This is a genomic window from Phyllobacterium sp. SB3 (genome assembly GCF_040009165.1).
In the GTDB taxonomy this organism is placed as follows: domain Bacteria; phylum Pseudomonadota; class Alphaproteobacteria; order Rhizobiales; family Rhizobiaceae; genus Phyllobacterium.
In genome coordinates, this window is record NZ_JBDYKI010000002.1 from 212,902 (window position 1) to 236,763 (window position 23,862).

22 protein-coding genes are annotated in these 23,862 nt (G+C 57.0%); 16 read left to right on the plus strand and 6 right to left on the minus strand.

The features are described from left to right. The first annotated feature begins 114 nt into the window (after positions 1 to 114). A complete protein-coding gene (locus ABKW30_RS07545) occupies positions 115 to 321 on the plus strand; it encodes a molybdopterin-binding protein (RefSeq protein WP_348597994.1) in 207 nt (68 codons plus the stop codon). Here ABKW30_RS07545 and ABKW30_RS07550 read toward each other — a convergent pair. The 5 genes from ABKW30_RS07550 to ABKW30_RS07570 all read right to left on the minus strand — a co-directional run bounded on the left by ABKW30_RS07550 (position 302) and on the right by ABKW30_RS07570 (position 5,163). Further along, positions 302 to 1,141 carry an arginase family protein gene (locus ABKW30_RS07550; protein ID WP_348597996.1) on the minus strand — a complete coding sequence of 280 codons (840 nt, stop codon included), beginning with the start codon at positions 1,139 to 1,141 and terminating at the stop codon, positions 302 to 304. The genes ABKW30_RS07545 and ABKW30_RS07550 overlap by 20 nt on opposite strands. Positions 1,142 to 1,145: 4 nt before the next feature. Further along, a complete protein-coding gene (tsaA, locus tag ABKW30_RS07555) occupies positions 1,146 to 1,670 on the minus strand; it encodes a tRNA (N6-threonylcarbamoyladenosine(37)-N6)-methyltransferase TrmO (protein ID WP_348597998.1) in 525 nt (174 codons plus the stop codon). Positions 1,671 to 1,695: 25 nt separating this feature from the next. After that, positions 1,696 to 2,706, minus strand: a complete 1,011-nt coding sequence (locus tag ABKW30_RS07560; RefSeq protein WP_348597999.1) for an iron ABC transporter permease — start codon at positions 2,704 to 2,706, stop codon at positions 1,696 to 1,698. Then, the gene (locus ABKW30_RS07565; protein WP_348598001.1) at positions 2,703 to 3,737 is read right to left on the minus strand and encodes an ABC transporter substrate-binding protein; all 1,035 of its coding nucleotides are present in this window, start codon (positions 3,735 to 3,737) and stop codon (positions 2,703 to 2,705) included. The genes ABKW30_RS07560 and ABKW30_RS07565 overlap by 4 nt, the downstream gene beginning before the upstream one ends. A gap of 454 nt (positions 3,738 to 4,191) precedes the next feature. After that, the gene (locus tag ABKW30_RS07570) at positions 4,192 to 5,163 is read right to left on the minus strand and encodes an MBL fold metallo-hydrolase (RefSeq protein WP_348598003.1); all 972 of its coding nucleotides are present in this window, start codon (positions 5,161 to 5,163) and stop codon (positions 4,192 to 4,194) included. Between the two features lie 136 nt (positions 5,164 to 5,299). On the opposite strand from ABKW30_RS07570, the gene ABKW30_RS07575 reads away from it, so the two are divergent. The 10 genes from ABKW30_RS07575 (at position 5,300) to ABKW30_RS07620 (ending at position 16,532) form a co-directional block, all read left to right on the plus strand. Next, on the plus strand, positions 5,300 to 6,226 hold the full coding sequence (locus ABKW30_RS07575; RefSeq protein WP_348598005.1) for a LysR family transcriptional regulator: 927 nt from the start codon (positions 5,300 to 5,302) through the stop codon (positions 6,224 to 6,226). 494 nt (positions 6,227 to 6,720) lie between these two features. Continuing rightward, positions 6,721 to 7,764: a Gfo/Idh/MocA family oxidoreductase gene (locus tag ABKW30_RS07580; RefSeq protein ID WP_348598006.1), complete on the plus strand. Its 1,044-nt coding sequence runs from the start codon at positions 6,721 to 6,723 to the stop codon at positions 7,762 to 7,764. A gap of 327 nt (positions 7,765 to 8,091) precedes the next feature. After that, positions 8,092 to 9,120, plus strand: coding sequence for a sugar ABC transporter substrate-binding protein (locus ABKW30_RS07585; RefSeq protein WP_348598008.1), 1,029 nt, complete (start codon positions 8,092 to 8,094; stop codon positions 9,118 to 9,120). Positions 9,121 to 9,217: 97 nt separating this feature from the next. After that, a complete protein-coding gene (locus tag ABKW30_RS07590) occupies positions 9,218 to 10,174 on the plus strand; it encodes an ABC transporter permease (protein WP_348598009.1) in 957 nt (318 codons plus the stop codon). Positions 10,175 to 10,190: 16 nt separating this feature from the next. Beyond that, positions 10,191 to 10,967: an ATP-binding cassette domain-containing protein gene (locus ABKW30_RS07595; RefSeq protein ID WP_348598011.1), complete on the plus strand. Its 777-nt coding sequence runs from the start codon at positions 10,191 to 10,193 to the stop codon at positions 10,965 to 10,967. Next, on the plus strand, positions 10,967 to 11,941 hold the full coding sequence (locus ABKW30_RS07600; protein WP_348598013.1) for an ABC transporter permease: 975 nt from the start codon (positions 10,967 to 10,969) through the stop codon (positions 11,939 to 11,941). The genes ABKW30_RS07595 and ABKW30_RS07600 overlap by 1 nt, the downstream gene beginning before the upstream one ends. A 453-nt stretch (positions 11,942 to 12,394) precedes the next feature. Further along, on the plus strand, positions 12,395 to 13,504 hold the full coding sequence (locus tag ABKW30_RS07605; RefSeq protein WP_348598014.1) for a phytanoyl-CoA dioxygenase family protein: 1,110 nt from the start codon (positions 12,395 to 12,397) through the stop codon (positions 13,502 to 13,504). Between the two features lie 114 nt (positions 13,505 to 13,618). Continuing rightward, complete coding sequence (locus tag ABKW30_RS07610) at positions 13,619 to 14,563, plus strand: sugar ABC transporter substrate-binding protein (RefSeq protein ID WP_348598016.1); 945 nt, start codon at positions 13,619 to 13,621, stop codon at positions 14,561 to 14,563. 71 nt (positions 14,564 to 14,634) lie between these two features. Continuing rightward, positions 14,635 to 15,756: an ABC transporter permease gene (locus ABKW30_RS07615; protein ID WP_348598018.1), complete on the plus strand. Its 1,122-nt coding sequence runs from the start codon at positions 14,635 to 14,637 to the stop codon at positions 15,754 to 15,756. Next, on the plus strand, positions 15,756 to 16,532 hold the full coding sequence (locus ABKW30_RS07620) for an ATP-binding cassette domain-containing protein (protein ID WP_348598020.1): 777 nt from the start codon (positions 15,756 to 15,758) through the stop codon (positions 16,530 to 16,532). Before ABKW30_RS07615 ends, ABKW30_RS07620 begins: the two co-directional genes overlap by 1 nt. Before the next feature lie 55 nt (positions 16,533 to 16,587). Here the strand turns inward: ABKW30_RS07620 and iolE are convergent, their stop codons facing one another. Next, complete coding sequence (iolE, locus tag ABKW30_RS07625; RefSeq protein ID WP_348598022.1) at positions 16,588 to 17,487, minus strand: myo-inosose-2 dehydratase; 900 nt, start codon at positions 17,485 to 17,487, stop codon at positions 16,588 to 16,590. A gap of 190 nt (positions 17,488 to 17,677) precedes the next feature. On the opposite strand from iolE, the gene ABKW30_RS07630 reads away from it, so the two are divergent. From ABKW30_RS07630 to ABKW30_RS07650, 5 genes are all read left to right on the plus strand, one after another. Further along, complete coding sequence (locus tag ABKW30_RS07630; RefSeq protein WP_348598024.1) at positions 17,678 to 18,799, plus strand: Gfo/Idh/MocA family oxidoreductase; 1,122 nt, start codon at positions 17,678 to 17,680, stop codon at positions 18,797 to 18,799. Positions 18,800 to 19,372: 573 nt separating this feature from the next. After that, positions 19,373 to 20,809 carry an NAD-dependent succinate-semialdehyde dehydrogenase gene (locus ABKW30_RS07635; RefSeq protein ID WP_348598026.1) on the plus strand — a complete coding sequence of 479 codons (1,437 nt, stop codon included), beginning with the start codon at positions 19,373 to 19,375 and terminating at the stop codon, positions 20,807 to 20,809. Between the two features lie 10 nt (positions 20,810 to 20,819). Further along, positions 20,820 to 21,635 carry an aldolase/citrate lyase family protein gene (locus tag ABKW30_RS07640; protein WP_348598027.1) on the plus strand — a complete coding sequence of 272 codons (816 nt, stop codon included), beginning with the start codon at positions 20,820 to 20,822 and terminating at the stop codon, positions 21,633 to 21,635. After that, on the plus strand, positions 21,636 to 22,625 hold the full coding sequence (locus ABKW30_RS07645; protein WP_348598029.1) for a hydroxyacid dehydrogenase: 990 nt from the start codon (positions 21,636 to 21,638) through the stop codon (positions 22,623 to 22,625). 282 nt (positions 22,626 to 22,907) lie between these two features. Then, positions 22,908 to 23,819, plus strand: a complete 912-nt coding sequence (locus tag ABKW30_RS07650) for a MurR/RpiR family transcriptional regulator (RefSeq protein WP_348598031.1) — start codon at positions 22,908 to 22,910, stop codon at positions 23,817 to 23,819. Positions 23,820 to 23,862: the final 43 nt, after the last annotated feature.

Genomic DNA, 23,862 nt, shown 5'->3' on the forward strand with positions numbered 1-23,862 from the left:
TCAGATTTGCAGAAACAGCATGACAAAGAATCCAGAACAGATCAACTTCCAAACAAAGCTTGACGGGTTGCCCGGTAACAACCCATGGTAAGGAACCTTATACCGGAGGATCAAATGAAGATCAGCGCTCGCAACCGCCTCAAGGGTACAATCACCGAAGTCATCAAAGGTGCAACGACAGCCCATGTGCGGATCGATATCGGCGGTTCGCTAGTTACCGCATCCATTACCAATGAAGCGGTTGACGAACTTGACCTTGAAGTTGGCGGCACGGCCTACGCTGTTGTCAAGGCATCCGACGTCATGGTTGCCGTCGACTGACAAGCCCGTCGAACAGCGGCTCGACAATATCAAGAATATTGGACAGCGCAGTATCGCATTCTTCAGCGTTGTCTGCTGCTTCGAATTCTGCAAGTTCAACACCGAGAATCTGCTCGGGTTTAATAGATTGCAAGATCAGGCGTATTTGGTGTTGAGCCAGCCCGTTTTGAACTTTGTAGGCTGCCGGAACAATGCCAGGCTCCAGACAGTCCCAATCAATATGTATCCAGACAGGTGTATCGCCGATAGCATTTCGTATTGCTTCCGGTGTGGCGTCCTTGGGTGACAGGATGGCAACATCGGCCCTTTCAAGCAGGGCCAACTCTTGCGGATCAATGTCTCGTGCTCCCGCGATAATGATGTTCCGAGCTTTCAATCCAGAACCGTAACCACTGTCCCAATATCCCGTCGCGGCGGCAAGAACCATGCCGCCAAGATAGCCTGACTCGGTTATAGCGGGCGTGTTAAAGTCTCCATGGGCATCAATCCATAAAACCTTGGCGTCCGGGTGATACTTCGCAACAAGCGGTAGAGAAGCCAGACTTGCCGAACAGGTATTGGCTGCCGTGAATTGCACATTTCCAGAGACGAGGTTCTTTTCAGTCTCATACTGCATCGCCGCCAGTGTGACATGTGCCTGCGGCAAGCTTACAGTCCAGTCGTCGCAAGCGGAGGCAAACTCCATACCAACTTTCTTTATCGTCAGGTCGTAACGGTCAGACAGGACCTGAGCCGTCAGGAAAGCGCCTCGAACAGCGTTCGGGGTACGGTCAGCAACCCGGCCTTGGCAAGCCAGTATCTCCTTCATCGGGGTACTCATTCCATTATGCCTTTTGGCAGTAAGTTGTCCTGTTCGTTTGATCTGTTTCGAAGTCTCCCGGCTGTGCTGGCGCTATAGGCTTGAAAAGACTGCGATCCGGCTTGATGTCGAGGAGCGGTGTGCCGTCGAGACAATCAAGGCCTTTAACGTTCAACATATTGCCCTCGATGCTTTCCAGAACCACAATTGATGTGCCGATCGGGTTTGGCCTGACAGGGGAGCGCAGGGAGAACGTGCCGTGGACATTGCCATTGCTTGCCGGGCTCTGCAGGATGAGATCGCGTCTCGATCGATCAAGCCAATAGATCACTTCCAGCCTCTCGAATTTATCTACGCCTTGCAGCGCCTGGACCCACGGCTCAAATATCTCAATCCGGCAGATCGGACCGTCATGCCTTCCCTGCCGGGGGCACTTCAAACGCGACGACCATGGCGTGGAAATCCTGCCTATAAAGCTGAGAAAGGCATCTTTGGCTTCTGGATGTTCGACCGCAACTTCGTTCTGCCTGATCTCGTTTTCCCTTACCACTCAAGCCTCCTGCAATTATACGGTCTCATTGCCAGCCCTTTCGGCCTGATGCCAACAGCCAGATGAAAAACGGTGCTCCCACCACTGCGGTAAGTATGCCTAGCGGGATCTCGATCAAAGCGATAGTCCGCGCAAGGATATCGACGATCAACAGGTATCCTGCACCGAGTATCATCGACATTGGGAGAAGTTTGCGAAAATCCGGACCCACCAGCAACCTTGCCATGTGGGGGATGATGAGTCCAATCCAGCCAATAATTCCGGTAATCGAGACGGCTGCCGCTGTTATCAGCGTGGCTGATGCTATCAGCAAAGGCCGCAGAATCCTCGTATCAACGCCAAGACTTCTGGCCTCTTCGTCGCCAAGCGTAAGCAGGTTTATGCGCCATCTCAACAGGACCAATGGAGCCAGACCAACGACGAATGCTGGCAGCACGGACAGGAGGTCGCCATTGCTGACTGAGGTCAGGCTACCCAGGAGCCAGTAAGTTATTGCAGGCAATTGATCGTAAGGGTCTGCCAGAATTTTTATCAGGGAAAGACCCGATCCAACGAGCGCTCCGATTGCAACTCCCGACAATACGAGGACAAGGACGGGATCGCGATTGCGAATTCCGGAACCCACAGCGTACACCGCTGCAACGGCGAGCAGTCCTCCCGCAAACCCCAGTAACTGAATTGTTGCAACGGGCAGCGACAGATAAATGCCGAGAACCGCGCCAAGACTCGCTCCTGCCGAGACACCCAAAATATCCGGCGACACGAGCGGATTACGAAACAGTCCCTGATAGGTCGCACCGGCGGCTGCCAGGGCGGCACCTACGCACAGACCACTGACGACACGCGGCAGACGGACATTCCAAATGATGTTCGAAGTCATCGGGTCAATCTGCGGCCCCCCTGTCAGCCCCGAGCCAAGAGCGTCCAGTATGTCCGCGAGCGGGACCGGAAATTTGCCAATGGACAATGACACGATGAACAGTGCGAACAGGGCTGCAATGGCGAGCCACAAAAACCGGGATGAATTTTTCATCATGGGGTGCGTGGCAAGGCTCCGTCCAGAAGCTCGTCCAGTTGTTGGTCAGATACGTCCACTTGATAGAACAGCTTATAGAATTGCTTTACTTCATTCCGAAGATTGCCTTCAGCCTCTGCCGGGTAGAACAGGTGTTCCAGCCACAGGATGCCAATAAGACGGTTTACGCCGGGCGGTGTGTCGAACCAGCCAAAGGGACTGGATGGTGTCGTGAACACGCGGTGTGCTTTGATGGCTGCAACGCCAGCCCAGCGGTCGTCACCAGCCACTTCCTTGGCGAAAGACTTATCGGAAGCCAAAATGGTTTCTGGATTCCACTGAAGTATCTGTTCGAGCGATACGTTGGTCAAACCACCCGTGCCAGCTGCTGCTGCATTGACAGCGCCCGCCACCTCAAGGATTTCGACATTGATTGAGTTTTTGAGGCCGGTTTCCATGCCATCGGGACCGCGGCCATAATAAACCCGTGGGCGATTTTTTTCGGGAATTTGGCTTGCGATTGTCCTGACGTCACGGAGCACCTTGTCCGCATAATCAGCAAGGTCCGCTGCTCTATCCGGCACTCCAAGAAGATTTCCCGTCAGCCGGTAGGTATCAGCTGTTTTCAGAATGCTGCCGTCAATCAGAATATAGGGAATGCCTGTCTGCTGCTGAACCTTGTCCGCCAGGGAAATGTAAGTGTCATTGATCGTTCCGACATCGATGATGAGGTCTGGCCTGGCGGCAATGACCGCCTCGACATTTGCCGTTCCTCCCTTGCCGGTTAGCCGACCGTAGGTTGGGAGTGCCCTTGTTTCCGGCAGCAAGAATGTCTTGTCAGTTTCGCCAGGCTCGCGGACCCAACCTGCAAGTTTCTGCGGGGCAAGTGTGTAGACGATAACGGACGCAGGTGGTCCTGCCGCAAGTACTTTGCCAATGGAGTCCGGTATTTCAACTGTTCGCCCGGCGGAGTCTGTGAAAGGCCTGGCATCCACAGTGGAAACGGCACAGAGCAGAGCCAGTATCCCGACCATATATGCAAGTATCTTCAAGTCCGCCTCCCGTCGTTCAATGCGATTCAGATGCAAGTCGAGCAATCGGTGCAGCTTGATGGCGACAACGTGCGCTATATTTTTCTGGATATCACGATGGAAAAATGATCACCACATCAAAGTAGAGCGCAGGCCATCGAGTGGAGTTGCGATCGGGCGGAATGCACTACACTGATATATTCAACAGATCATAACGGGGCAGGGCGCGATGGGCAGTTTTGCACGGACGTCTTCAACAAAAGCTATTTTCAACAAGCGCTGTTCGGTTGCCTCGTTTAGCTGAACAGCAATGGTGAATATCGACCCCGAAAGCCTGCAGCGACTGGACTCTTCCTTCACGACGGCGGTATCGAGGATAATATTTCTCTGTTGCCCGGTTTGATGGCTCAGGCGAGCGCGATGCATCGACGGTGGTCCGAAAGCCCGCAGGTCCGCCACGGTGCTGTAGCTGACTTCAATCCTGCAAGGCCCAGTCCGCTACCTGCCAGCGCATCTGCCCGCGGTCGGCAATGACATGACCCAGCCCCGGGAAGGGCATGTGGGTGGCGGCAATGAGCGCGCCTTCCGAAGCGGCGCGAGGGAAAAAGCGGTCGCGCATCGCCTTGGCCGCTGCACGGTCCTGCTCAAAGAGGAAGAACACATCTGTCGCCCCCGGATGCACCACGGGAAAGATCATATCCGAAACCATGATGAGGCTCTTTCCATCATCTTCCACCCGCACGCCGATATGGCCAGGTGTATGGCCGGTAAGATCGACGATCGAGACGCCGCGCACAATTTCGCGTTCTCCATCAATCGCCTGGAGTTTCGGGTAGAGGCGCACGACCTCCTCCGCCATTCGGAAGCTGGTCTGCAGGTAATCGGGCGCACCGCTGCGCCTGGCCGGATCGGTCCAATGGGTGACGTCGCGACGATCGATGTAGAGCTCTGCCTTGGAGAAGTTGTTCTTGCCTCCGGCGACAAGACCGCCCATGTGGTCCTGATGCATATGCGTCACGATCACCGCATCGATCTCGTCAAGCTGCAGGCCAAGCGCGCCGAGCGCCTGCGGCAGTTTGCCGGTCTGCCCAATCGAGCCCGCTGCACCGGCATCGATCAGGATGCGGCGCTCGCCATCATCAACGAGATACTGGTTGAAGAGGAACCGCACCCCGCTCGCCCGGGCGGTGAACTGGTCGACTGCCGCCTGCTCCACCTCGACCGGGGCGCGTCCCGGAAAATAGTCGTAGGGCATATCGGCAAACCCGTCTGTCAGCGCCGTCACCGTGAAGCGACCGACGCGGATCTGCGCCAGTGGCATAATGCCGAGCGGCGTCCTGGCGGTATTCTGCACCAAGGCAAGGGCCGGGGCGCCTCCGATCAGTCCTCCCCCGAGGAGGCCGAGAGGAAGAGCGCTGGCAAAGGCACGACGTGAAAGTTGAGGCATGACGTCTTTCTCCTGATCTTTAGCTATACGGGGAGCCGGATGGTTCCCCTTCAACGACATGAAGGCTAGGATATCCAAAACCAACAGGGTATCCTGCGATTTCAGGAACTTTCCTCTCAATTTCCGGAAGGATTTGATGGATCGGTTTGAAGCGATGTCGGTACTGCTGGCGGTGGTGGACGCCGGCAGCCTCTCGGCCGGGGCGCGGCGATTGCATGCACCGCTCGCCACGGTCAGCCGCAAGGTCGCCGATCTTGAAAAGCACCTTGGTGTGCGCCTGGTCCTGCGCACCCGCCGCGGCCTCGCCTTGACGGAAGAGGGGCGAAGCTACGTCGCCGCATCACGTCGTATTCTTGAGGAACTGGACGCGGCAGAGCGGCAGGCCAGCGGCGATTATGGAGCGCTGCGTGGCGGGCTGCACGTGACCGCACCGATTGCCTTCGGCGAGCGCCATCTGCTGCCAATTGCGCTGGAATTCCTGAAGGAGCAACCCGATATCAACCTGCGCCTGACCCTGACTGATCGGCAGCTAAGTCTGGCGGACGAGCATGTTGATGTGGCCCTGCGGATCGGACACCTGGCGGACAGCGCACTGATCGCAATCCGGCTGGGCGCCGTCCGCCGGGTGATCTGCGCGAGCCCCGACTATCTCGCACGCCGCGGCGTGCCGTTTAGGCCTGAAGACCTCTCCCGGCATGACGGCATAAGCTTCCAGGGCTTCGCAACCGCGCCGGAAGTGCGCTACCGCCGCGACGGAACCGCCTTCGCCGTCGAACCGCGCCCCAAGCTCGCTGTCAACACGACAGAGGCTGCCATTCAGGCTGCCGTGGCCGGTGTCGGCATTATCCGTGTGCTGTCTTACCAGATTTCCGATCAGTTGCGCTCCGGCACTCTGCAGGAATTGCTGACGGAGTTCGCACCGGAACCGCTGCCTGTGAACATTGTCTATAGAGCAACCGGTCCCCTGCCGATGAAGATGCGATGCTTCCTGGACTGGATCACGCCCCGCCTGCGCGAGCAGATGGCTCGCCAGCTTCCCGCTATCCAGGCGCGCCTCCGTTGATGGCAATCAGGCGCACCGGTGAATGCTGCCGGATGCGGCTGGCCTTCCCCAGGCTCCTGACATGGCGTCACTCCAGAAAGAGCCAAAGCTTTCTGTCGGACTGAAATGGAGGTATATAGCAGTCGTCGTTCGTTTGACCGCCTTCATTCGTGGCTTTGCCAGGAGGCACTGTACAATGGGCCTTTAATCGGGATTGTAGACATTCGTGCTACGATTCTAAATACTGAAAAATCATCTATCGGCCATTTCAAAGGAAGGTTATCCGTGGCTCTCTGTCCCGACGGTATGTATACAGTCATTGCACAAGCCTTGTCCCACGACGGGGAATGCCTGCCGAACGGGACTTATTGTCCTGCATTCCGGTCACCCACAATCCAGCCAAACCATGTTCGACATTTGCCCACGCATCAAATGCACCGTTCGAAGGAGTCTCTGGTCGACAAAGGGAACAAATTCTGCGCTCTCGATGAAGCCGGTTTTCGGTGAGCCGCGCGATGGTTCGTATTCTCATACTCGGTACCGGCACATGGGCCGCCAGCCATGCCGAGAATTTCAGCGCTCTCCCAGGTTGCCAGGTGGTAGCGGGCGTTGATCCTGACGCAGACCGGGCACAATTGTTCTGTGCAATGCACAATATCCCCCATGCTTTCAGCGATCTTGATGCGGCAATCTCCTGGGGCGAATTTGATGCTGTTGCCAATGTGACACCGGACGGCGTTCATTATCCGACAACAATGAAGCTCATCGCGGCAGGCAAACACATCTTTTGCGAGAAACCGCTTGCCCAAAGCCATCCCCTTGCCCGCGAGATGACCCAAGCCGTCGAGGCAGCAGGTCTCGTCGGTATGGTGAACCTTACCTACCGCAACGTTCCCGCCTTGCAACAGGCAAGGCGTATGATCGAGGATGGCGATATCGGCAACGTCCGGCACGTGGAGGCAAGCTATCGTCAAAGTTGGCTTGTCGGCACTCACTGGGGCGACTGGCGTACCGATCCGCGCTGGCTGTGGCGTCTATCGAGCGAACACGGCTCGAAGGGCGTGCTCGGCGATGTTGGTATCCACATTCTTGATTTCGCGACGTATGCTATCGGGCTCGAACCCGTCTCCATTCAGGCCCGGCTGCAGACCTTCTCCAAGGCTCCGGATGATCGGATTGGCGACTACATGCTCGATGCCAATGACAGTGCCGTGATGTCACTTACCTTCGCCAATGGCGCGCTGGGCGTGATTCATGCCAGCCGGTTCATGACCGGTTACGGCAATACCCTTCGGCTCCATGTCTTCGGAGATCAAGGGGCACTGGAGCTCGACTTCAGTCATGAGTGCACATCGCTTCGGGCATGCAATGGCGACAACGTGCATGATTTGAGTTGGCGCCTCATCCGGTCTCCGCCAGTTCCGACCAACTATGCCCTGTTTATCGAAGCGGTTCGAACCGGTCAAACAGCGGAGCCAAGCTTCCGAAGGGCGATGAATCTGCAAAAGGTACTCGATGCCTGTTTCGAGCCGAAGTCCCGCGAGGCCGTTATTATTTGATTTTCCTCGTCGGACGACCAGCGTTGGTATCGAGCTTGCTGGCCGCAGCGGATGATCAGGTCCTCACAAGGAAAACCTTGTGACTGATAGTGACATCATTGAAGATGCCCCGGGTCATCTTGTTCCTGTATGACGGAGCGATCGCAAACTCCCCCAAACACCCTGAATTCGCGCAGTACGGAATAAATGTTGACAGTGTTTAATAAATGCAATTATTGTTGCATATGGGAGTTGGCACGCAACAGGGATTGCTTGTGTTGCGGCCTGAAGACGTCCGGCAAATTCATTGCAATTGCCACTTTGTTTGTTTCAAGGAGGAGGAACCTTATGAGAACTGGGAAAAACATTCTTTACACCGCTCTTTTGGCATCAGCTGCGTTTGGCACTGCCCATGCTCAGGATGTCGAAAAAGAGTATCGCTTCGTCATGGTCTCGCATATCGGATCCAATGATCCCAACATGAACTGGCTTACAACCTCGCTCAAAGAGTTCGAAGCGAAGTACCCGAACGTGAAGACCGAATACATTTCCACAAACAATTATTCCGTTCAAGAACACGTCCGCCTGCTGGAACAGGCGATCGCAACTCGCCCCGACGGGATTGCCGTGCCCATCGTCAGTTCCGATGCTTTTGAAGGTCCACTTCGCAAGGCGGTCGAGTCCGGTATACCGGTCGTAGCTTTCAACATTCCCGATAGTCGTCCGGATGGCGAGCGTATTCCCTATATCACCTATGTCGGTGGCGACGAGTTCCTGACGGGGAAAAAACTCGGCGAATATGCGCTGGAGAAGGTGGAAGCGGGTGAAATCCCCAAGCCGACCCATGTGGTCTGCGCAAGCCATGACTCAGCGCACCAGGGTCTGAAGGCCCGTTGCGCGGGTATGAAGGAGATCATGGAGAAGGCGGGTGCCAAGTTTGACGAACTCTTCATCGGCGCCGAGCCGGCCACTGCGCGCAACACTCTGCAATCTTTCCTGCAGGCAAATCCGGACACCAATTACATCTTCACAGTCGCTGGCTGGACATCGCCCTGGGCCTGGGGTGTCGCAAACGATATGAAGCTCGACCCCGATGTCGATGACAAGGGCGTCACCGTGCTCACCGTCGATGAAGGCCCCGTCTCCATCGAGGGCGTGCGCGCAGGTCACATCCTGGCGACCAACAGTCAAGGATTCTGGCTGCAGGGCTATGCTCCGATGGAATGGCTGTACTGGAACAAGAAGTTCGGATACGCGCCCCAGTCAAGCATCTTGACTGGTCCGATTGTGATCAATGCTGACAATGCAGATCAATGGGCAGAACAGGTGCGCGGCGTGTTCGGTGACAAGGCCTACGACGAACAAAATACCTGGTAACTGCTTACCCGCCGAACAGGGGCGGCCCGCCTGCATCAATAGCCGGGTTGCCCTCCCTTGTGCATTTGCAGCGCACTTAAACGTGAGTTCGAGAATTATGAATCACTTTGTACGAAGCCAGGGATTTGGCGCGACCGTGGGCGTCATCGCCATGCTTGCCGTCTTTACTGTGATCGATTTTTCAGGCTGGTGGACAGCCCAGACGATATCGAACGTTACCCAGTTCACTGCCATCCTTGCCTTGGTCGCCCTTGGGCAGGCTCTTGTGATCATGACCAAGGAGATCGATCTATCCGTAGGATCCATATACGGGCTAACGGGGGTTGCATTTATAACGTTGGAGCCGACATTGGGTGTGTCGGGCTCTTTGATCGCGGCTTTATTGATCGCAGCAACGGCCGGTTTCGTCCAGGGAGTTGCCGTCGTCAAAGGACGGCTTCCGTCCATGATTGTCACTCTGGGCGGTCTTTTCGCAGCGAGAGGCATAATCTACGTCTGGACCGGAGGATCCGTCCATAATTTTTCCGCAGATGCCCGCAGCCACGCTCTGACCCGAATGTTGGGCGGCGAGCTTTTCGGTATTGCTGCAGCAATATACTGGGTCACACTCATTGCCGTCCTCCTGGCGATCATGCTTTGGGGCACCCGTTTCGGGAACCGGCTGCTGGCGACCGGCGGAAACCGGGAGAGTGCCGTGTCACGTGGCGTCCGCACGGACAGCGTCAAGACAGCGGCATTTGTCCTTTGTTCCTTGCTTGCGGGTTTCGCTGGAATCTTGACCCTGTGCAATCGGCCACAGACTCACGTGACGCTTGGCGAGAACATGGAACTCGAGGCCATCTCCGCGGCCGTAATTGGAGGGTGTCTTCTTACGGGCGGTCGAGGATCAATCCTCGGCGTCATCCTTGGAGCATTAATTGTTGTCAGCTTCCGCTACGAGTTGATTGCTCTTGGTGCACCATCTTCCTGGTATATCACATTTGTCGGCGCCGTTCTCATCGTCGCGGTTATTTTCAATCAGAAGCTTGCTCGCTTTATCGGACATAGCGTTTGACGTGGAGGACACTCAAATGACCAAACAACAACCGTTGATTCAAGTCAAAAATCTGCATCTCTATTTTGGCTCGTTTCATGCCCTGAAAAATGTCTCGGTTGATTTCAATGCTGGCGAACTGATCGGTCTGGTCGGCGATAATGGTGCCGGAAAAACCACGCTGATCCGTGTGCTGTGTGGTATTCACGCGCCGACAAAAGGCCAGGTATTCTTCGACGGTAAAAAAGTGGAAAGGTTTCACCCGAAGTTGGCAATTGACCAAGGCATCGAGACCATTCAGCAGTCCGTAGGTCTCTGCGACAATCTATCGATAGCACGGAACTTTTATCTGGGTCGGGAGCCGGTCAAACGTGTTTTCGGCATACCATTTCTCGATTTGGGGAAAATGCGCGCGAAATCGAGCCGCATTATCCGGCAGTTCGGCCTTCGCGAAAATGTGTCGGCGGATGACGAGGTAGAAATGCTGTCAGGTGGTGAACGCCAGTCGATCAAAATCGGTCGGGCCGTCGAGTTCAAGAACCGCGTCGTCATTATGGACGAGCCGACGAACCACTTGTCGGTACGCGAACGGGAGCATGTCAACGAGCTGGCGGTGCAGTTGAAGGAGCAGGGCCTGCTCGTTATCTACATCACACACGACATCTTCCAGGTGCACAAGCTCGCTGATCGCATCGTCATCATGGAGAACGGCGAAAAGGTCGCTGATGCGAACACTGACAGCATGTCGGCGGAAGCACTTGAAGACGTTATCCGTCAAGGCGGACGCATGGTCGAGAAACGGGAGGCGGTCTGATGGCGTTGTCAGCAGCCAAACCCCTCATTCGTCGTCACACGGAAATCGGCATTTTTCTGATCGGCGCAATTCTGATCGTTATTTTCGCGTCGACATCAGATGGAAGGTGGGCCAACCTCTATAACATCGGAACGATCATGCAGGTCACTGCTACGCTCGGTTTGATGAGTCTGGGCGTAGCGATCGTGATCGGGACAGGTGAAATCGATATTTCAGTGGGATCAACCTTTGGCATGGGGGCGCTCGCCTATCTTTGGCTTGCCGCCCGCGTGGATCCGGCCATTGCTGCTATAGCTGCCATCGCCGTGGGCGCAGCAATCGGTTATTTGAATGGCTTGCTTATCACCAGGACCAGGACACCTTCGCTTATCATCACACTGGGCACCCTGATGATTTTTCGCGGCATATCGATTGCCCTGACTGATGGGTTTTCCTTTTCTATTCCATACGCTGCGCGCAAGGGCTGGAGTTATTTTCTTCTTGGCGGCGGTGACCTTCTCGGCTTCAACACGGCCCTTTTTTGGCTAATTGGTGCCTTCGCGGTCCTCATCATGGTCCTGAAAACAATGCCGTTTGGCAATCGGCTGCTTGCCGTTGGTGGTTCGGCCGAAAGTGCACATTCCCGTGGTGTACGCGTTGATCGCATCAAGCTGTCTGCATTTGTTGTTTGCGGCATTCTTGCTGCCTTTGCCGGCGCACTTGAAGCCGGAAAGCTCGGGTTCGCAGACGGTTCTATGGGGCGGCTGATGGAGTTGCAGTCAATCGCCTCGTGCGTTCTCGGCGGTTGCCTCCTCGCTGGCGGTCGCATTTCGTTGATTGGCGCATTGATGGGGGCGTTCGTATTGTCATCCATACAATCCTATCTGGTAGTTACCGGCGTTCAGCCCCAGTGGTTCATTCTTATCCTGGGTGTCATCGTTGTTGCTGCGGCCTATGGCGACAAATCGCTCCGCCAATGGGCAATCAAGAGATAACAAAGCTGTCAGAACCCTGCTTGCCCAATTCGGCGCCGCGCTATGGCGCCGAATTCTCCTGGACTTGCGAGTACATCGAGGATCCGGGAAAGCCGGGCACTGCGTTGTTCCGAAATCGAATAACGCGGTCTGCCTGGGATGACCATGATTGTCGACTCTGCCGACAATGAATCCCGTTCTCTTGGAGCCTGACGGCATTCGCGTCAGCCGCTGTCCAAGACGGCATGCACCCCGTATGGTCCCAGGCAAACCGCGATTCCAGGAGCAGTTTGGGCTCACGCCAACGCTTTGTGCGCGACAGAGCCAAAGTCCTGTTGACATTATGCCGCTTGCAATTAATGTTGCTCGATGAGAATAACTGCAATTTTTTAATCGAACAGAGGCTTGCAGCGGAGTCAGAGCGGCGAGCGCTGTCTGCTTAAAGGATCGTTACACGGCGGGTGGGAGGACTCGATGAATAAAATCGCTACAGGGACCGATCTTGCGCAATTCCGGCGCCAGGTAGAGACCGAGACCACAAATGCGATGTGCCCGACGGCGATCGCAATCGAGAAGAACATTCCCCTCTACGAGGGGGCATCCGTCAATGACGGCATCGGCCCGGAATGGGCATCGGTCATCGGTAACGGCCCGGGCGTCTTCGTGGTAAAGCATGCTTTTGCGGATACGGGCGCCATTGACGCGGCGAGTAAGGTGTTTCGTCAGATCATCGCCGACGAACGTGCGGCCGGTATTTCTGCCGGTGATCATTTTGCCAGGGCCGGTGCCAATGATCGCATCTGGAACAGCCTGCAAAAACTCTGCCTGCGCGATCCTGCAGTCTACGCCCGGTACATGGCCAATCCGGTGATCGATATCGCCTGCCGGGCCTGGCTTGGGCCGGGCTATCAGATCGCCACCCAGGTCAACCAGGTCCGCCCCGGCGGCAAGGCGCAGGCACCGCACCGCGACTATCATCTCGGTTTCATGAAGCCTGAACAAATGGCGGAATATCCGAGCCACATCCACGCCACCGGTCCGACCCTCATCCTGCAAGGCGGCGTTGCCCATTGCGACATGCCAGTGGAAAGCGGCACGACGAAGCTGCTGCCCCACTCACAGCGTTATCTGCCGGGATACGTTGCGGCCACGAAACCGGAATTCCGGAATTACTTCGAGGAACACTACGTTCAGCTGCCGCTGGAAAAAGGCGACGCGATTTTCTTCAGCCCCGCCTTGTTTCACGCTGCGGGGGAAAACCGGACGACTGACGTCGTGCGCATGGTAAACCTCATCCAGACGGCGTCGGCGTTCGCGCGCCACATGGAAAACCTCGATCGCAGCACCATGGCCCGCGCTGTCTATCCCCATCTGGCTTCACTGTCTCCGCAGGGACGCCGGGCTGTCATTGCTGCAACGGCGGACGGCTATCCGTTTCCGACCAACCTCGACACCGATCCACCTCTCGGCGGTCTCGCGCCCGACAGCCAGCAGGATCTGCTCGCGCGGGCTGTGGAGGAAGGCTGGGACGAGACGCGCCTCGATGCTGCGTTGTCGGCACAGGCAGCCAAGCGTCTGGCCTGATGCTTGCATACATGCCACGCAATTTTGCGATAACGTATGCGATAATCACAGTATTACCCGCAACGGCTTCGGGCGGGAGCAAAACAGGAAGTCAACTTCGGGAGGAAGTCAAAAATGAAGAAAATTCTGCAATCCCTGGCTGTCGGTGTGCTGCTGGCAACGACGGCGTTTGCCGGTGTTGCGCATGCAGACGGCGAGAAATTCGTTTGGATCAGCCATGGGCCGGATAGCGACAGCTGGTTCAACGTCATCAAGAACGCAATCAAGGTCACGAATGAGCAAATGGGCGTCGAGACCGAATATCGCAATCCGCCCTCCGGCGATCTTGCCGATATGGCACGCATCGTACAGCAGAGTTCGGCCGCCGGCGTCGACGGCATCATCGTCACGATTGCCGACTTCAACGTGCTCGAAGGGCCGATCAAGGATGCGATCGACAAGGGCATCCCGGTCGTCACAGTAAATTCGGGCACGGTGGAGGAGAGCCAAAAGCTCGGCGCGCTGATGCATGTCGGTCAACCGGAATTCGAGGCGGGTCTCGGGGCGGGCAAACGTGCAAAGGAGGCGGGCATCAAAAGCTTCGTCTGTGTCAATCACTATATCACCAACCCGGCCTCCGTGGAGCGGTGTCGTGGCTTTGCCGAAGGCATAGGCGTGGAGCTCGGCAGCCAGATGGTTGATTCCGGCATCGACCCGTCGGAAGTCCAGAACAAGGTAAAGGCGTACCTCACCGCCAATCCGGATACCGGCGCGATCCTGACGCTCGGCCCCAACTCGGCCGAACCGTCGATCCGTGCGGTGAAGGAGATGGGCCGCGATGGAGAGATCTATTTCGGCACTTTCGATTTATCGCCCGAGATTTCCGCAGCCATCAAGGATGGCACGATCAGCTTCGCGATCGACCAACAGCCATTCCTGCAGGGCTCGATCCCGATCCAGGTGCTTACAAGCTATGTCCGATACGGTGTGGCCCCGGCCAACTCGATCTTTACTGGCCCTGGTTTCGTTACCAAGGACAATATTGCACTCGTCGAGTCGCTGGCGGGTCAGTACCGTTGATCTGACGGACTTCGGGGCGCGTTCCTGATGACCGGATCGCGCTCCGTCTTTTAAGGGAGGAGAATGCATTCATGACCGACGTCATTCCAGACGGGCTGAAGGACGAGCGCATAAAGCCCGTCTCACCGCTCCGGCGCGCGCTGATCAGGCCCGAACTCGGTAGTATTTGCGGCACCGTTCTGGTTTTCCTGCTATTTGCTGCTATCGCCGGCGACAGCGGTATGTTTGCTGCCGAGGGTGTGATGAACTGGACAGTCGTCTCGGCCCAGTTCATGGTGATCGCTGTGGGTGCCTGTTTGCTGATGATCGCAGGCGAGTTCGATCTTTCCACAGGCTCTATGATCGGCTTTTCCGGTGTCATGATAGCCATTCTGTCAGTGCATATCGGCGTGCCGCTTTGGCTTGCTATCATCGCGACCTTCGGGTTCTGCGTCTTCCTTGGCGCGGTCAACGGTTGGCTGGTCATCCGCACAGGCCTGCCTTCCTTCATTGTAACGCTTGCATTCCTCTATATCCTGCGCGGGTTGACGATCTGGGGATCGATCTACTTCACCAGGCAGACGATCATTGGCGGCGTCGCAGAAAAGGCAGCAACCGATTGGCTCGCGCCGATCTTCGGCGGCAAGATACTTGGCGGACTTTTCCGGTGGATGGGGGAGGCGGGCTGGATTGCTACCTTCACCCGCGGCAACCGCGCCGGACAGCCGGTCATCGACGGTATCCCGATGCTCGTCGTGTGGGCAATTGTCCTCGTCGTCTTCGGGCATTGGCTCCTGACCCGCACCAAATTCGGAAACTGGATATTTGCCGCAGGAGGCGATGCTGTTGCTGCGCGATATGTCGGGGTGCCGGTCAACCGCGTAAAGATCCTGATGTTTATGTTCTCCGCCTTCTGCGCCTGCATCTTCGCCACCTGCCAGGTGATGGAATTCGGCTCGGCGGCGGCAGACCGCGGTCTTCTGAAGGAGTTCGAGGCAATCATCTGTGTGGTCATCGGGGGGGCGCTGCTGACCGGTGGCTACGGATCCGTCATCGGTGCGGGCCTCGGCGCCATCATCTTCGGTGTGGTGCAGCAGGGTCTGTTTTTTGCCAATGCCGAAAGCTCGCTCTTCCGAGTATTCCTCGGTGTCATTCTGCTCACTGCCGTGATCATGAACACCTACATCCGCCGCATCATCACGGGAGAACGCTGATGTCCGCCATTGTGGAGATGAAACACATCACGAAGCACTTCGGCCATGTCATTGCCTTGGCCGGCGTCTCTTTCGACATACGAGTGGGCGAATGCCATTGCCTGCTCGGAGATAACGGAGCGGGAAAATCCACCTTCATCAAGATCATGTCGGGCGTCTACAAGCCGAGTGAGGGCGAGGTTCTGGTGGAAGGCAGGCCGACGCTCTTCCAAAGCCCGCGCGACGCCATGACAGCCGGTATTGCCACGGTTTATCAGGATCTCGCGATGATCCCGCTCATGAGCGTCAGTCGTAACTTTTGGATGGGCCGTGAACCCGAAAGGGGAATTTGGCCGTTCAAGACATTCGACACACTCAAGGCCGACGAGATCACCGTCGCCGAAATGCGCAAGATGGGCATCAGCCTGCGTGGACCGGATCAGGCGGTGGGTACACTTTCCGGCGGCGAGCGCCAAACGGTCGCTATTGCCCGCGCGGTCCATTTCGGCGCCAAAGTGCTGATTCTCGATGAACCGACCTCGGCACTCGGCGTCAGACAGACGGCGAATGTGCTGAGTACGATTGATCGCGTACGCAAGCAGGGCATCGGCGTCGTTTTCATCACGCACAACGTTCGCCATGCGCTTGCCGTCGGTGACCGCTTCACGGTGCTGAACCGTGGCCAGACCCTCGGAACTGCAGAGCGGGGAACGGTGGATGCAGCAGCCTTGCAGGATATGATGGCAGGTGGACAGGAATTGGCGCTGCTGGAAGCCTCGCTCGGCGGCACGATCTGAATGCCTGTGATGTAAAGGTGAGCCTGGGCGTTCGGCCCGACACGCCTGTTGGATATCAGGCAACGACCTCGTAGCCAGCCGCAGCCATGACGCGGAGAAGTTCCTTATGGCCGATTTTTGCCATTTCGAGTGGCGGATTGCTGGCTGGATCCTGTTCCGCCTCGACGACGAACCAGCCCTCGTAGCCGTAGGAGGCAAGCCGCTTTACGATGACCTCGAAATCAAGGCCGCCGTCGCCCGGAACCGTGAAGGCGCCCTTGATGACGGCATCGAGGAAGCTTTCCTTTGTGCGATCCAGCGCTTCGATCACCGGGAGGCGGACGTCCTTGGTGTGAACATGGGCGATGCGCCTGTGATGCCTGTCGATGACACGCAGAACGTTGCCCCCCGCAAAGGCCATGTGGCCGGCGTCGAAGAGCAGGGCAAGGCTTTCGCCGGAGTGTTTCATCAATAGGTCGAGCTCTCCTTCGGTCTCTATGGGAGCCGCCATGTGATGGTGATAAGAGATCGGCATGCCTTGGTCGGCGCACCATTCGCCGAACGACGTCATTTTGCGGCCGTACACCTTGATCTCGTCTTCGGAAAGCTTGCGCTTCGTCGACAGCGGCGCGCTGCGATCCCCCTGGATCGTGCCGGCAGTCTCGCCATAGACAATACAGGGCGCGTCGACGGCCTTGAATAGCGCCATCTGCTGTGCGATCCGGTCCTTTTCGGCCTCGATGTCGCCGTCAAGGAGCAGACCGGAGAACCAGCCGCCGCACACGCTCATGCCGTATTGATCGAGGATGGGGCGCAATGTCGTCGCGTCCATCGGAAAGCGGCGGCCGGTCTCCATGCCGGTGAAGCCTGCCTCCCGCGCTTCGGCAAGACATCCTTCCAGCGAAATATCGCTGCTGATCTCCGGCAGGTCGTCGTTCCACCAGGCGATCGGCGCAATGCCGAGTTTTGCTTTCATGTCGGGGCTCCGGATAAAAATGGGGTTGGAACTTGCTCGAGGTTCGACGTACATGTTCTCACCATTGCCGGCTAGTCTTCCTCGTTCCCATCCCTCATACAAAACAAATATTGACAATTCAAGATTTATGCAAAGATAATTGCATCCGAGGGAGTGATGATAGCCCGTATACGTCCGAGGATCAGTGAGAATGAAGAAGAAGCTCCGTCTTGGCCTGATTGGATCAGGTTTCATGGGAAAGACACATGTGTTCGGCTTTGCGGCTGCAGAGCGGGTCTTCGATCTGCCCTATGCCGTGGAACGGACCTTGATCGCCGACGTGACCATGGCGCAGGCGGAAGCCGCCAGGGCAGCGTTCGGCTTCCTGCGGGCTACCGACGATTGGCGCAGCCTGGTGGCGGATCCCGACATCGATGTCGTCGATATAACCGCTCCCAATGCCCTGCATAAGGAAATGGCACTCGCAGCCATTGCCGCCGGAAAGCACGTTTATTGTGAAAAGCCGCTTGCCCCCCTTGCCACCGATGCGCGCGACATGGCCGAGGCGGCAGAAAAGGCCGGCATCAGGACGCAGGTCGGCTTCAACTACCTTTGCAATCCCATGATGAGCCTCGCGAAAGCCATGATCGCCAGCGGCGAGCTGGGGGACATCCGTGGCTATCGTGGCCTCCACGCGGAGGATTACATGGCAGATGCAAATGCGACCTTCACATTCCGCCACGATCCCGCCGGCGGCGGAGCCTTGGCAGATATCGGCAGCCACGCGCTGGCGACTGCCGAATTCCTTGTCGGCCCGATTACCGAAGTCATGGGTGATTGCGTCACGATGATCGCCAGCCGCCCTGATGGCACGGGTGGTATGCAGACTGTCGAAACGGATGATATCGGCCGCGCCTTTCTCCGCTTTGTCAACGGCGCAACCGGCTCCATTGAAGGCAACTGGATCGCGACCGGTCGCAAGATGCAGCACGATTTCGAAGTCTACGGCAGCAAGGGCGCACTCGTTTTCTCGCAGGAGCGTTTCAACGAGCTTCACTTCTATTCCACAGCGGATGCGAAAGGCCGGCAGGGTTTTCGCCGCATCGAGGCAGGCCCCGACCATATGCCCTACGGCCGCTTCTGCGTGGCGCCGGGCCACCAGCTCGGATTTAATGATCTGAAGGCAATCGAGGTTGCGGGCTATCTCGAGGCGATTGCCGGCCTGCGGTCCGAGCCGTTCAATTTCCGGTCCGGGCTGCGCATTCAGACACTTGTGGAGGCAATCCAGAACTCCTCTCGTGCCGGTACCTGGCTGGCGGTGGCTGACCGATGAAGAGAGATGGCGCATTTTTAACCCCGTGAAGTCATTCCTGCCCCACCTGGCAACTGCTCTGAATGCCGGACCTTGACGATCAGGGCGACTGGTAAACCGGCGGAATCAATAACGACCTTACCGCCGATTTGTAAGCAGTTGCCAACGCAATGCCTGAAGAATCAGCTGTGATGACACCAATTCTGGTTCCCGCATTCGGGTTTCCGGATTTCAAGGATTCTGCGGGCGTGGTATCCAACGGGTCTTTCTGAGGCAAGCCGGGCAACCCGTGCGGCCGATAGCGCCCACAATTGCTTCCAAGCGGCTTCATACCGGTCAGCAATCTAACTTGCAGAAAATACGATGATGCAATAATAATTTCCGATGCGGAACAATGACCGGTTCGGTTGCCGCCAAGGCAAACCTGCCGGTTATAGACATGCGCTCTCCCGGGGAAGGTGCGGCACGGGTTCGTCCGGGGTTTTCCGTTCATCGCATTGCTTTGATACTTGACTGGCAACAAAAATTGCTCAATGCTCAGGATAGAAATAAAAATTGCATGTCAGGGCTGCACGCATCTGACGAGGAGGAGATATGTACGCATCTTACGGCCTGTTCATTGATGGCATCTGGTCCGGTGCTGCGCAAGGTGCCGGCACTGAAGTTACCGATCCCGGCAACGGTCAAATTCTCGGTATTGTCCCGGTGGCGGGTATAGAAGATACGAAGGCCGCCATCGCCTCTGCCCATCACGCATTCCGGACATGGCGAGAAACACCTGCCTGGACACGCGCGGAACTTCTTCACAAGATCGCCGACATCATGGTGCGCCGGACAACGGAAGCCGCACGGCAGATGACACTCGAAACGGGCAAGCCCCTGGCACAGGCGGGACGGGAGTGGGCTTTGGCAACCGATCAATTTCGTTGGTATGCCGAGGAAGCTCGCCGCATCTACGGCCGTATCGTGGAAAGCCGCGTCCCGGGTGGCAGGCTTGAGGTCACGCACGAGCCAGTGGGCGTTGTCGCTGCCTTTACAGCCTGGAATTTTCCTGCCGCCCTGATTGCCCGCAAGGTCGCTCCGGCCCTGGCGGCAGGATGTTGCGTTATTGTGCGTCCTTCCGTAGAGGTGCCAGGCGTGGCCATGATCATGTTTGATTGTCTTCGCGAAGCCGGCATCCCGGCGGGCGTCGCCAACCTCCTTATTGGGCCAACTGCCAACACATACAAGCCGATCATGACATCGCCTGTTGTAAGGAAGGTCTCCTTGACAGGCTCGACCCGGGTCGGACAACAGATGATCCGCGATAGCGCAGAAACCGTCAAACGGATCAGCATGGAACTGGGCGGCAACGCCGCCATGATCGTTTTCGACGACGCCGACGTGGAAAAGGCACTGGATTTGGCGGTGCCCACAAAATACGCCAATAGCGGCCAGGTGTGCGTCACACCCGATCGGTTCTACGTTCATGAATCGTTGCATGATCGCTTCGCCGCGGGTTTCGCGGCCCGTGCCCGTGCCCTGCGTCTGGGGCACGGAACCGAGGAAGCCACGCAAATGGGTCCGCTGATTAATCAACGCCGAATAAACGCCATCGAGGAAATTGTCGCAGACGCCCGCGACAGGGGTGGGAATATTCTGACAGGTGGCGGACGTCCGGCCGATATCAATGCCGGGTTCTTTTTTGAGCCGACAGTGATCACTGGATTGCCGGATGATGCCAAGGCCCTTGCCGAAGAGAATTTCGGTCCCGTCGCAGCCATCACACCGTTCTCGAGGGCTGACGAAGTATTCGAGCGGGCAAATGGTTCGGAGATGGGCCTTTCTGCCTATGTATTCACGCGCGATGCGGGGCGTGCCCGCGAAGCGGCGGCGCAGCTTGAGGCCGGAATGGTTGGTGTCAACAGCTTCGCGCTCGCAGCAGCGGAAGCACCTTTCGGCGGCATCAAAGCAAGCGGGATGGGCCGCGAAGGCGGTACCGAAGGCATTCTTGATTACCTGAACGTCAAGCTTGCTCAAGTCTTGATCTGAGGAATTCGCAATGATCAAAAACGGCGTCAAGAACCGCTGGGCAGAGGGAAAGCCTGTGCTCAACGGCTGGCTTTCGATTGCCAATTCATTCAGTGCGGAGATCATGGCAGCACAAGGCTATGATTCCATAACCATCGACATGCAGCATGGCATTGTAGGTTACGATGGGGCCATCCCGATGTTACAGGCCATGCGTGCGAGCGGCCTGACGCCCCTGGTGCGCGTTCCATGGCTCGATCCGGCAGACATCATGAAGGCATTGGATGCCGGTGCCTATGGTGTGATTTGCCCGATGATCAACACGCGCGCGGAGGCGGAGAAGCTCGTCTCCTACGTTCGTTATCCACCTGTCGGGGTACGCAGCTTCGGACCGAGCCGAGCCCTCTTTTCCACAGGTGCCGGATACGCCGGCGAGGCGGACGACGAGATGATCTGCCTTGCAATGATCGAGACGGCGCAGGCCTTCGAAAATCTGGAGGATATTCTTTCGACGCCGGGACTGGACGGCGTCTACATAGGCCCGGCGGACCTCACGCTCGGCCTGCAGGGGCGAAGATATGTGCCGGGCTTCGACCGCCGGGAGCCGGAGATGATAGAGGCGATCAAAACGATTCTTCATGCCGCCCATAAAGCCGGAAAACGCGCCGCACTTCATAACGGTACCGCCGAATATGCGGCCGAAGCAGTGGGCTGGGGTTTCGATTTCGTAACTGTTTCCAACGATGTGCGTCTGCTCGCCGGCGCGGCCGAGGCGAGCGTCCGGAAATTCCGTGACCTCGTGCATGACGTCGCTCCCACCAGCACGATCGATACGGGAGGATATTGAATGCCGAGGATTCTTGTTGCAGGCAAAATTCACCCCGACGGCCTCGCTATACTGCATGCGGCACCCGGTATGACTGTCGATTACGTCGAGGAGGTCTCCGCGGCAAGTTACGAACCTTATCTTCCGACCGCTGATGCACTTCTGATTCGAACCCAACAGCTGACGGCAGGCTTCATAGCGGTCGCGCCACATTTGAAGATCGTCTCCCGTCACGGCGTTGGCTATGATTCCGTTGATGTTGCAGCGTTGAACAGCCGCGGCATACCCCTCGCCATTGTGGGTGATGTGAATTCCCGTGCTGTCGCAGAACACGCAGTCATGTTGATGCTCTCGGCTGCCCGTCGAACCGTTTTGTTCGACAGGAAGATGCGGGCGGGCGACTGGAACTATCGCAACAGCCTCGATGCGGACGAACTCGACGGCCGGACATTGCTGATCGCCGGCTTCGGACGGATAGGCAGACGGCTGGCGCAGATCGCAACAGCGCTCGGCATGGTGGTCCTGGCCTATGATAAATTCCAGGGTCCTGCTGAGATAGCAGCCGCCGGTGCCTCCCCGGTTGAAGACCTTCTGGATGGCTTGAGTCGTGCCGACGTGGTGTCACTGCATGTGCCGAAATCCGGGACAGAACCGCTTGTTGGAGCAGCAGAGCTGGCGGTGATGAAGCGCTCTGCGATTCTCATCAATACGGCCCGGGGAGGACTCATCGACGAGAGGGCTCTGATTACCGCGCTCAATGAAGGGCGACTTGCCGCTGCCGGACTCGACGTACTCGATTCTGAACCGCCGGCAAGTAATGATCCGATACTTTCTTGCGAACGAGTCATCCTTTCACCGCATAATGCCGGGCTCACACAAGCATGCGCGCGGCGCATGGCCATTGCGGCAGCAGAAAACATCCTCGACTACTTCAAAGGCACCCTTGATCCGGCCCTGGTCGTCAACCGGACCGATATCGCGCCACAGCACCTGTCATCAGTCAGTGCCTGACAATGGCATTGCAGGGCCGCACGCGGGGGCACCTTCCGCCGGCTACGGTCTATGTCCGGCGCACTGTGGCCGCGGTATTTCGCAAGCCATAACGACGACCTGAAAGGCGACGGAGCAAGGAGGGCTTTCCCATCCTGTGAGAGCCCTTGGACGAGAGAGATGCGATAAGCGTTGCGGATCAGCAGTTTTTGCAATACTGCACATGGTAAGCCTACTGGACTGCGCGGATTATATGCATGAATGCCGCAGCCATTCGTAAAATCAAACAGGAGTTGTGACTGCATGCCAAGGGTAAAACAGTCCGATCAACCGCCACCGCGGACAGCCAACTACGAAACGTTTGTCAATCTTGTCACGGAAGCCTATCCGGGTTTGAGCGAACGTTTCCAGCAGGTCGCTCGCTTCGTCACGCAGAATCCCAACGTGGTTGCAATGCAATCGATCAACGCCATTGCCGAGGAGTGTGGTGCGCATCCCTCGATACTTGTCCGGTTCGCACAGAGTTTTGGATTTTCGGGCTTCAAACAGCTTCAATCCATTTTCCAAAGCCGGCTCTCGACAGCGGCGCCGGGATATCGTGAGCGGATCAGCGCGTTAGATGTTGATCTGGAAAAGAACAAGCGAAAGGGAAACCTTGGCTTTCTGCACGATCTGGTCGTTCGTGATATTGCTACCTTGCAAGAGTTGCTGAGCACGACGCCAGAAGAAAGTCTGTCCCAGGCGGCCAGAGCATTAAAAAGTGCCGATACAATATTTATCGCCGGACAACTGCGCTCGGAACCAATTGCGAAATTCCTCCGATATGTCCTTTCGATGCTTCAATTGCGGGTAATTTTGCTCGACCCTGCGGGTGGATTGGCACCCGAAATGGCGCAGGTCATGAGCAAGCAGGACGTTTTGGTAGCCATCGCATTCCGCCATTACGCCAAGGAGGTCGTAACGATTGCGGACGTTGCGGCCCAAAATGGCACCCCTATGGTTGCGATTACCGACAGTCAGCTCTCTCCACTGGCAAAGAATGCGAGCGTCTTATTCACTATTCCAGAAGACGAATACTCATTCTCACGTTCTCTTGCCGCTCCGATGTGTCTGACCCAGGCGATTGCGGTGGCGGTGGCCGCCCTGCTGCAGGAAGACAAAATAGGATCTCCGCTAATTCCGACCGTTACGGGAAATCAGCGCCGCAAGTCTTGAGCAAAAAAGCCCGCCGTGTTCCCGGGAATGGCGGGCCCTGGCC

Excerpts from the sequence above, each read along its gene's own strand:
- ABKW30_RS07550 (WP_348597996.1), bottom strand. The coding sequence starts at position 1,141 with ATGAGTACCCCGATGAAGGAGATACTGGCTTGCCAAGGCCGGGTTGCT.
- ABKW30_RS07560 (WP_348597999.1), bottom strand. The coding sequence starts at position 2,706 with ATGATGAAAAATTCATCCCGGTTTTTGTGGCTCGCCATTGCAGCCCTG.
- ABKW30_RS07600 (WP_348598013.1), top strand. The coding sequence starts at position 10,967 with ATGGCGTTGTCAGCAGCCAAACCCCTCATTCGTCGTCACACGGAAATC.
- ABKW30_RS07635 (WP_348598026.1), top strand. The coding sequence starts at position 19,373 with ATGTACGCATCTTACGGCCTGTTCATTGATGGCATCTGGTCCGGTGCT.
- iolE (WP_348598022.1), bottom strand. The coding sequence starts at position 17,487 with ATGAAAGCAAAACTCGGCATTGCGCCGATCGCCTGGTGGAACGACGAC.
- ABKW30_RS07605 (WP_348598014.1), top strand. The coding sequence starts at position 12,395 with ATGAATAAAATCGCTACAGGGACCGATCTTGCGCAATTCCGGCGCCAG.
- ABKW30_RS07545 (WP_348597994.1), top strand. The coding sequence starts at position 115 with ATGAAGATCAGCGCTCGCAACCGCCTCAAGGGTACAATCACCGAAGTC.
- ABKW30_RS07575 (WP_348598005.1), top strand. The coding sequence starts at position 5,300 with ATGGATCGGTTTGAAGCGATGTCGGTACTGCTGGCGGTGGTGGACGCC.
- ABKW30_RS07580 (WP_348598006.1), top strand. The coding sequence starts at position 6,721 with ATGGTTCGTATTCTCATACTCGGTACCGGCACATGGGCCGCCAGCCAT.
- ABKW30_RS07590 (WP_348598009.1), top strand. The coding sequence starts at position 9,218 with ATGAATCACTTTGTACGAAGCCAGGGATTTGGCGCGACCGTGGGCGTC.
- ABKW30_RS07585 (WP_348598008.1), top strand. The coding sequence starts at position 8,092 with ATGAGAACTGGGAAAAACATTCTTTACACCGCTCTTTTGGCATCAGCT.
- ABKW30_RS07650 (WP_348598031.1), top strand. The coding sequence starts at position 22,908 with ATGCCAAGGGTAAAACAGTCCGATCAACCGCCACCGCGGACAGCCAAC.
- ABKW30_RS07570 (WP_348598003.1), bottom strand. The coding sequence starts at position 5,163 with ATGCCTCAACTTTCACGTCGTGCCTTTGCCAGCGCTCTTCCTCTCGGC.
- ABKW30_RS07640 (WP_348598027.1), top strand. The coding sequence starts at position 20,820 with ATGATCAAAAACGGCGTCAAGAACCGCTGGGCAGAGGGAAAGCCTGTG.
- ABKW30_RS07620 (WP_348598020.1), top strand. The coding sequence starts at position 15,756 with ATGTCCGCCATTGTGGAGATGAAACACATCACGAAGCACTTCGGCCAT.
- ABKW30_RS07610 (WP_348598016.1), top strand. The coding sequence starts at position 13,619 with ATGAAGAAAATTCTGCAATCCCTGGCTGTCGGTGTGCTGCTGGCAACG.
- ABKW30_RS07630 (WP_348598024.1), top strand. The coding sequence starts at position 17,678 with ATGAAGAAGAAGCTCCGTCTTGGCCTGATTGGATCAGGTTTCATGGGA.
- ABKW30_RS07645 (WP_348598029.1), top strand. The coding sequence starts at position 21,636 with ATGCCGAGGATTCTTGTTGCAGGCAAAATTCACCCCGACGGCCTCGCT.
- ABKW30_RS07615 (WP_348598018.1), top strand. The coding sequence starts at position 14,635 with ATGACCGACGTCATTCCAGACGGGCTGAAGGACGAGCGCATAAAGCCC.
- ABKW30_RS07595 (WP_348598011.1), top strand. The coding sequence starts at position 10,191 with ATGACCAAACAACAACCGTTGATTCAAGTCAAAAATCTGCATCTCTAT.